The sequence below is a fragment of the Arthrobacter tecti genome (genome assembly GCF_054511355.1).
The window spans coordinates 118,555-125,472 of sequence record NZ_JBTNCT010000011.1 but is presented as its reverse complement, the minus strand read 5'-3'; the positions used below and the strand labels follow the sequence as shown (position 1 = coordinate 125,472).

Genomic DNA, 6,918 nt, shown 5'->3' with positions numbered 1-6,918 from the left:
CGCGTCGGAACTTCCCCGAACTCGCTTCGCTCGCCCGGGTACCCCTCGTTCCTAGCGCGTCGGAACTTCCCCGAACTCGCTTCGCTCGTCCGGGTACCCCTCGTTCCTAGCGCGTCGGAACTTCCCCGAACTCGCTTCGCTCGCCCGGGTACCCCTCGTTCCTAGCGCGTCGGAACTTCCCCGAACTCGCTTCGCTCGTCCGGGTACCCCTCGTTCCTAGCTGGGGCCGATGCGCTTGGCGATTACGACGGCGTCTGCCGGACTTGAGAGCCACGGCTCACCATGACCGGTCAACACCTTCTCGGCGGGGAGTGCGGAGAGCCGGTCGAGCGAATCGAGCGCCTGGGGCGAGTTTGCCGTAGCTGCACCGGACACAATCTGCGGACCTTTGATACCGGTGTACGGATTGAGGGTGACCAGTGCGTCACCGCAGATGAGTGCGCGCCGCTCGGGGAAATGCAGCGCGATGTGGCCGGCAGTATGCCCCGGGACGTGGATGATCTCCGGGGTGCCGGGCAGATTGGTTGCGATGCCAGGGGAGAGGGGCAGTGTGTCTGCAACGCCACGCACGTTCAGCGCGCCCGCCATCTTCATGCGGCCGATAATCGGGAGACTCCGGGGATTCTGCAGTACGACTGCAACACGGTTCAACTCATGTTTGTAGCGGTAAGGATGGGCGGCGATGTAGGCATCGTCGGGATGGACCAGGATCGGCACCCGGTAGTGGGACCGGATCCGCGCTGCGGCACCCAGATGGTCGAAGTGGCCGTGGGTCAGCACCAGTGCAACCACCGATTTCTCGAACCCCAGCTCCCGCAGCGCGCGCCGGATTTTCGGCCAGATGGCGGGTAGTCCGGCGTCGACAATCATCACGCGGCCGTCCTGCTCCACGAAGTAGACATTGACGTGGGCGTGCTCGAGCCAGTGGATTCCTTCGGAAACTTCACACGTAAGCATGGCGGTTCCTTCACCTCGGATGCTTGCAACCCTAGTAGTCCGCGACGCGAAAGTCAGCAGGCTGATCATCCCGGCTTGTTGCCGTAGGTAACGGCTAGAATTGGCCGGTGCCTAAACTCCTCGCCGACATCACGCCGCTGAAGGAGAGCCCGGCATTCCGCAGGCTGTACTTCGGGACAGCGTTGTCCGCAGTGGGCACCAACCTGACGCTGGTCGCCGTCAGCCTTCAGGTGTATGAGATCACCGGTTCAAGCCTGAATGTGGGCTTGATCGGACTGTTCGCGCTGATACCACTCGTGTTCGCCGGACTCTACGGCGGAGCCGTCGCTGATGCACACGACCGGCGGAAGGTCGCACTGCTTTCGGGACTGGGGCTATGGGGCTCAACTATCGGAATCGCCGTGCAGGCCTGGATGGGTGCCAACAATGTATGGCTGCTCTACATCCTGATCGCCGTACACAGCGGTTTCGCGGGCATCAACCAGCCCACACGCACCGCCATCATTCCCCGGCTTGTCCGGCCCGAACTCCTGCCCGCTGCCAACGCCCTGTCGATGATCACCTTCGGCCTTGCCTTCACCGTCGGGCCGATGCTCGCGGGCCTGCTCATCGCCCAGGTGGGCTACGGCTGGACGTACACAATCGACGTCGTAACCTTCACCGCCGCGTTGTGGGCGCTGTTCCGTCTACCGGGCATGCCGCCTGAGGGGCCGGTGCGACGCGCGGGACTGGCCACCGTCGTCGAGGGCTTCCGTTATCTCGGGACCCGTCCGAATATCCGGATGACCTTCATCATTGACCTGGTCGCGATGATCATGGCGCAACCGCGCGTGCTCCTTCCCGCCGTTGGTGCGGTGTTCATTGGTGGTGGCGAACTCACCGTGGGCATCCTGCTGGCCGCGACCGCCATGGGTGCCGTCCTGTCGGGGCTCTTTTCCGGTCCGCTTGGGCATATCCATAAGCAGGGCAAAGCGGTTCAGTGGTCAGTCGCGGCGTGGGGTGCCTCGGTCAGCGGGTTCGGGTTCGTTGTCATCATGGCCGGCTCCTCGCCGGACGGCGGCATGACCGCGTGGATTATTCCGGCGGCCTTCTGCATGTTTCTGGCGGGCGTCTCGGATTCGATCAGCGGCGTCTTCCGCAGCACTATCCTGCAATCGGCCACCCCGGACGCGATGCGGGGACGCTTGCAGGGAGTGTTCATCGTCGTCGTCGCCGGGGGTCCAAAGGTGGGCGAGCTACTCGGCGGCGGCTCCGCGGAGTGGATCGGGGAAGGCTGGACGGCGCTGATTGGCGGAATCCTGTGCATCCTGCTGGTGCTGGTCCTCGCCCGTCTTCAGCCGCGCTTCGGCCAATACGATTCGCGCAATCCCGAACCGTAGCTTCTGTCGGTGGCGCCGGACATACTGGTCCAATGACCCAGGTAACTTCACAACAAGTGCTCGACGCCGGCCTCACCGATTGGCGCCAGCTCGCCCAAGGGCTGCACGCGCGGTTCCTCACCGGCAATTTCTCGGCCGGTTTGAGATTCGTTGAGGCGGTTGCCGAGGCTGCGGAAGCCGCCAACCACCACCCCGACGTCACACTGACCTACCCGTATGTGGATCTACAGCTCATCAGCCATGACGTTTCCGCCGTGACCGAACGCGACGTTGACCTTGCCCGCGTCATCAGCGACATCGCCCGGGAACAGCAGATCGAGGCGAAGCCCGAGGCGCTGGCGCAACTCGAACTGGCCCTCGACACTGCCCAACTGGCGGCAGCAGGCCCGTTCTGGGCCGCCCTGCTGACCGGCGATGCCGACGCAGTTCAGGGTGACGACGTCGCCGATCCGAACGGACGCGTTCCGTTGCTCTGGTTCCAGCACACAGACGCGCACGAGACGCCGCGCCAACGGTTCCACATCGACCTCTGGGTGCCGCATGATCTCGCTGAGCAGCGCATCCAGGCGGCTGTGGCAGCCGGGGGCACCGTCGTGGATGCCGAGCAGGCGCCGTCGTTCGTTGTGTTGGCCGACGGCGAGGGCAACCGGGTTTGTGTCTGCACCGTGCTCGATCGTTGACCCCGCGCGGAACAGTGCGCTGCCCAGGCCCGTTGTACGGGTAGTCAGTCAACAAGGAGCACAGGTGCACAACCACTTCAACGGGGCCAAGACGGCCCTGCTTTTCGGTTCCCTCATGGGAATCTTTCTTATCTTCGGCGCGGTGATCGCGTCCATGACACGGAGCTCGGCGTTCATCTGGATCTTCGCGCTGATCGGTGTGGGCTCGATCGCCTACAGCTACTGGAACAGCGACAAGATCGCCATCCGAAGCATGAAGGCCGTGCCCGTCACGGAGCAGCAGGCGCCGACGATGTACCGCATTGTCCGCGAACTGAGCGCCAAGGCCGGAAAGCCGATGCCCCGCCTCTACGTTTCGCCGACTATGGCGCCCAACGCGTTTGCCACCGGCCGCAATCCCGAGAACGCGGCTGTCTGCTGCACCCAGGGCATTCTCCGGATCCTGGATGAGCGGGAGCTGCGTGGCGTGCTCGGCCACGAGCTGATGCACGTCTACAACCGCGACATCCTCACCGGGTCCATTGCGGCGGCCGTTGCCGGCGTGATTACGTCAGTGGCGCAGATGTTCGCATTCATTGGGATTTTCGGCGGCAATCGCAACTCGGGTGGAAACCCCATCGCGGCGATCCTGCTGGCAATTCTTGCGCCCATTGCCGCTGGTTTGATTCAGATGGCAATCGGGCGTACCCGCGAGTACGACGCCGATGAAGACGGCGCCCGCCTCACCGGCGACCCGCTGGCCCTCGCCTCGGCACTGCGCAAGCTCGAGCGCGGGACCCAGCAGGCACCGCTGCCGCAGAACCAGCAGCTGGTGAACACCTCGCACCTGATGATCGCGAACCCGTTCAAGGGCGGGGGCATGCAGAAGCTTTTCGCGTCCCACCCGCCCATGGCGCAGCGCATCACACGCCTCGAAGGGATGGCGGGGCGCGAGCTCCGGTAGCCCGCTGCCACGGAGTGTTGAGATAATGGCACTCTGACGGCGTTATTTCCTGATTATCTCAGCACTCAACATGGTGTAACACCCGAGTACGACGACGGCGACGCTCCCTCGGAAGGGGGCGTCGCCGTCGTCGTCGGTTGGGTGTAGTCCCTAGCGCATGTTGACGAACTGCAGATCAGCCTCGTCGAAGTTCTTCAGCAGGGCCATCGTGGCCTGAAGGTCATCACGAGACTTGGAGCTGACCCGGAGCTCATCGCCCTGGATCTGCGATTTGACGCCCTTGGGGGCCTCGTCGCGGATGAGCTTGTTGATCTTCTTGGCGACGTCCTGGGCAATGCCCTCCTTGATGGAGGTTTCGAGGCGGAACTCCTTGCCGGAGGCGTAGGGCTCACCGGTGTCGAGGGACTTAAGGGAGATGCCGCGCTTGATCATCTTGGACTGCAGCACGTCGAGGACCGCGAGGACGCGTTCCTCGGAATTGGCCTTCATGAGGATTTTCTCGTCCCCGCTGAAATCGACCTCAGCGCCGACGCCCTTGAAGTCGTACCGCTGGGCGATTTCCTTCTGTGCCTGATTCAGCGCGTTGGCGACTTCCTGCTTGTCTACCTTGCTAACGACGTCGAATGTGGATTCGCTGGCCATCGTTGCCTCCTTCTGGATTGGGTTTTTCCTGCTTCTACCCTAATTCACAGCTTCGGGACAGGGCGCTCCCATTCGCGGATGAAACTGTAAGAGCTCAAGCCAGTTCTCAGGAGGAATTCTTGTCCGCGCACCACCGCAGCTACCGTATCCGTCTTCGCAATGCAGTGGCAGGGTCGCTGATTGCGGCCGCATCACTGACCGGGGTTGGGGTGGCGCCATCGGTCGCTGCGTCGCCCACTGTCATGCGGCCGCAGGGATCGGACCCTTCGTCAGCCGACCGCCTGGCGGGTGTCCGTGCAGAACTGAAGAACGCCGTCGGAATGGGGATGGTCACCACCGAGCAGGCCCAGCGCTTCTACGCGCAGATCGAGCGGCGGGTGGCGTCCGGGCGCTAGAAATCCGCGCCGCTGAGCGCGATTCGATTCTGGGCGGGATGTTCTGTAAAGTTGTTTTGCCTGCGGATCGGCGATTCGCAGGTTGTCTTCTTGGAAGACGTTCGGCAGATTACCCGAGCGGCCAAAGGGGGCTGACTGTAAATCAGCTGGCACAGCCTACGGGGGTTCGAATCCCTCATCTGCCACCGCCACGAAGGCCCGTACTTCCCGGATATCCGGGGGAGTACGGGCCTTTCGCTTTCCCGAACCCGTTGTGCGTTGCGCCTTAGCAACGGATCCGTTGACTTACCGCAGGATCGCCGGTTCGAAGCTGCCTCGTCCGCACTGAGGCAACGGAATCGCCGCTTCGGTGCATTGGAAACTGCCGGACCGCGGTCCCAGAGTTGTACCAACCAACCTCGCGCAGAGCGAACAGGACGCGACATCGGCGCCGATTCTCGTTAGCGTGAAGGTATGGCAACTATTGAAATCACCGAGGCAACCTTCCCCGAGACCATTGAGACGAACGACATTGTGTTCGTCGATTTCTGGGCGGAATGGTGTGGCCCGTGCAAGCAGTTTGCTCCCGTGTACGACGCCGTGTCCCAGCAGCACGACGACGTCACCTTCGCCAAGGTGGACACCGAAGCCGAGCAGTCGCTCGCCGCGGCAGCAGGCATCACCTCGATCCCCACCCTGATGGCTTTCCGCGAGAAGGTCCTGGTCTTCTCGCAGCCGGGTGCGCTGAACAATAACCAGTTCACGGAGCTGGTGGACGCCGTGAAGGCGCTGGACATGAACGAAGTTCACGCCCAGGTAGCTGAGCAGCAGGCCAAGGCTCAGGCCGGTGGCGCGCCGGCTCAGGACGGGCAGAACCCCGCCTAACAAAGCTTCAACGCGAAGGCTCCGGCTCCCCGTGCTCAACGGGAGTCGGAGCCTTCGTGCGTTAAGCGTCCCTACCGCCGCCGGTGATCCTCCGGCGAGAGCCGCGGCCCATACGCCTGCTTCCGGAACCCGCTCGCGTACAGCATCCGGACCACCCGCTGGCGCTGCCCGGCCCAGGGGGAAAGCAGCTCGAGCATCCCGGCGTCGTCGGTTCGCCGCCCGGTCAGAGCCGCACCAACAAACGCGGCCAGATGAAAGTCGCCCACCGAAATGGAATCCGGGCAACCGTGGGTGCGCTGCCGCACCTCGGCGGCCGTCCATACGCCGATCCCGGGAATCGAGCATAGTCCGGCGCGAACCCCAGCAGAATCCTGTCCAGCCAACCGCTCGAGCGACGACGCAACACCGGCCGCACGCAACGCCGCAGCAGACCGCTTTGCATCAACGCCCGCCCGGTGCCACTCCCAGGACGGAACCCGCCGCCACTGCCCGGCGGTCGGCGGCAGGCAAAGAAGAGGAGCGCCTGGTGCGTCGGGCGCAGGGGAACCGAACCGGGACACCAGGTACCGCCACGCCCGCTTCGCCTCCAGCCCGGTGACCTTCTGCTCAAGGATCACGCGGACGACGGCGTCGAGCATTCTTCCCGTCGAAGGCAACCTAAGCCCGGGGTGGAGATAGCGCCCCTTTTGGGCGAGCTCGGGCAACGAGTCTCCGAGAGCATCGAAAGCGCTCCAGTCATCCGCCAGCCCCACCAGACGCGGTACCGAATCCAGGGCAAGGGAAGCACCCTGCCCCCACGCCGTCGCGTGCACCGAAGATGACCGCAGCGAACCCCGTTGCGTCAGCCGGAGGGTGGCGGCGCCGTCGTCGTTCCGGAAAGCCAACCACACCGCGCCGTCGGAAAAGACGACCGTAGGATCCTGCGGACCGCACTGCAACGGGCCGACGGTAGAGAGGAGCGTGTACGGCCCATCAACTTCCCACACAGCCGACATCGCGGCCGAGGTGGAAGCAGTAACAGTCATGCAATCAATCGTGCCATGTACCTCGGACACTAA

8 protein-coding genes and 1 tRNA gene are annotated in these 6,918 nt (G+C 63.8%); 6 read left to right on the top strand and 3 right to left on the bottom strand.

What is annotated here, in order from left to right:
- Positions 1-216: 216 nt before the first annotated feature.
- Positions 217-957 carry an MBL fold metallo-hydrolase gene (locus tag ACX80C_RS13170; RefSeq protein ID WP_459326907.1) on the bottom strand — a complete coding sequence of 247 codons (741 nt, stop codon included), beginning with the start codon at positions 955-957 and terminating at the stop codon, positions 217-219.
- A gap of 107 nt (positions 958-1,064) precedes the next feature.
- Here ACX80C_RS13170 and ACX80C_RS13165 point away from each other — a divergent pair, with 107 nt between their 5' ends.
- The 3 genes from ACX80C_RS13165 to htpX all read left to right on the top strand — a co-directional run bounded on the left by ACX80C_RS13165 (position 1,065) and on the right by htpX (position 3,959).
- Positions 1,065-2,336 carry an MFS transporter gene (locus tag ACX80C_RS13165; RefSeq protein WP_459326906.1) on the top strand — a complete coding sequence of 424 codons (1,272 nt, stop codon included), beginning with the start codon at positions 1,065-1,067 and terminating at the stop codon, positions 2,334-2,336.
- A 32-nt stretch (positions 2,337-2,368) separates the two neighbouring features.
- A complete protein-coding gene (locus tag ACX80C_RS13160) occupies positions 2,369-3,016 on the top strand; it encodes a 4a-hydroxytetrahydrobiopterin dehydratase (protein WP_459326905.1) in 648 nt (215 codons plus the stop codon).
- A gap of 64 nt (positions 3,017-3,080) precedes the next feature.
- Positions 3,081-3,959: a zinc metalloprotease HtpX gene (gene htpX, locus ACX80C_RS13155; RefSeq protein ID WP_459326904.1), complete on the top strand. Its 879-nt coding sequence runs from the start codon at positions 3,081-3,083 to the stop codon at positions 3,957-3,959.
- Positions 3,960-4,109: 150 nt separating this feature from the next.
- Here htpX and ACX80C_RS13150 read toward each other — a convergent pair whose 3' ends face one another.
- Positions 4,110-4,601, bottom strand: coding sequence for a YajQ family cyclic di-GMP-binding protein (locus ACX80C_RS13150; RefSeq protein ID WP_459326903.1), 492 nt, complete (start codon positions 4,599-4,601; stop codon positions 4,110-4,112).
- A gap of 119 nt (positions 4,602-4,720) precedes the next feature.
- Between ACX80C_RS13150 and ACX80C_RS13145 the strand changes: the two genes are divergently transcribed.
- The 3 genes from ACX80C_RS13145 to trxA all read left to right on the top strand — a co-directional run bounded on the left by ACX80C_RS13145 (position 4,721) and on the right by trxA (position 5,860).
- The gene (locus ACX80C_RS13145) at positions 4,721-4,996 is read left to right on the top strand and encodes a hypothetical protein (protein WP_459326902.1); all 276 of its coding nucleotides are present in this window, start codon (positions 4,721-4,723) and stop codon (positions 4,994-4,996) included.
- Positions 4,997-5,099: 103 nt separating this feature from the next.
- Positions 5,100-5,181: transfer RNA gene (locus tag ACX80C_RS13140), tRNA-Tyr, on the top strand.
- A 268-nt stretch (positions 5,182-5,449) separates the two neighbouring features.
- Entirely contained in the window at positions 5,450-5,860 is a 411-nt protein-coding gene (trxA, locus tag ACX80C_RS13135; RefSeq protein WP_459326901.1) for a thioredoxin, read from the top strand.
- Positions 5,861-5,931: 71 nt separating this feature from the next.
- On the opposite strand, the gene ACX80C_RS13130 is transcribed toward trxA, so the two are convergent.
- A complete protein-coding gene (locus ACX80C_RS13130) occupies positions 5,932-6,885 on the bottom strand; it encodes a DNA-3-methyladenine glycosylase family protein (protein WP_459326900.1) in 954 nt (317 codons plus the stop codon).
- Positions 6,886-6,918: the final 33 nt, after the last annotated feature.

Bases quoted from the DNA above. Each gene is read 5' to 3' on its own strand.
- ACX80C_RS13130 (WP_459326900.1), bottom strand. From the start codon at position 6,885: ATGACTGTTACTGCTTCCACCTCGGCCGCGATGTCGGCTGTGTGGGAA.
- ACX80C_RS13160 (WP_459326905.1), top strand. From the start codon at position 2,369: ATGACCCAGGTAACTTCACAACAAGTGCTCGACGCCGGCCTCACCGAT.
- ACX80C_RS13150 (WP_459326903.1), bottom strand. From the start codon at position 4,601: ATGGCCAGCGAATCCACATTCGACGTCGTTAGCAAGGTAGACAAGCAG.
- trxA (WP_459326901.1), top strand. From the start codon at position 5,450: ATGGCAACTATTGAAATCACCGAGGCAACCTTCCCCGAGACCATTGAG.
- ACX80C_RS13170 (WP_459326907.1), bottom strand. From the start codon at position 957: ATGCTTACGTGTGAAGTTTCCGAAGGAATCCACTGGCTCGAGCACGCC.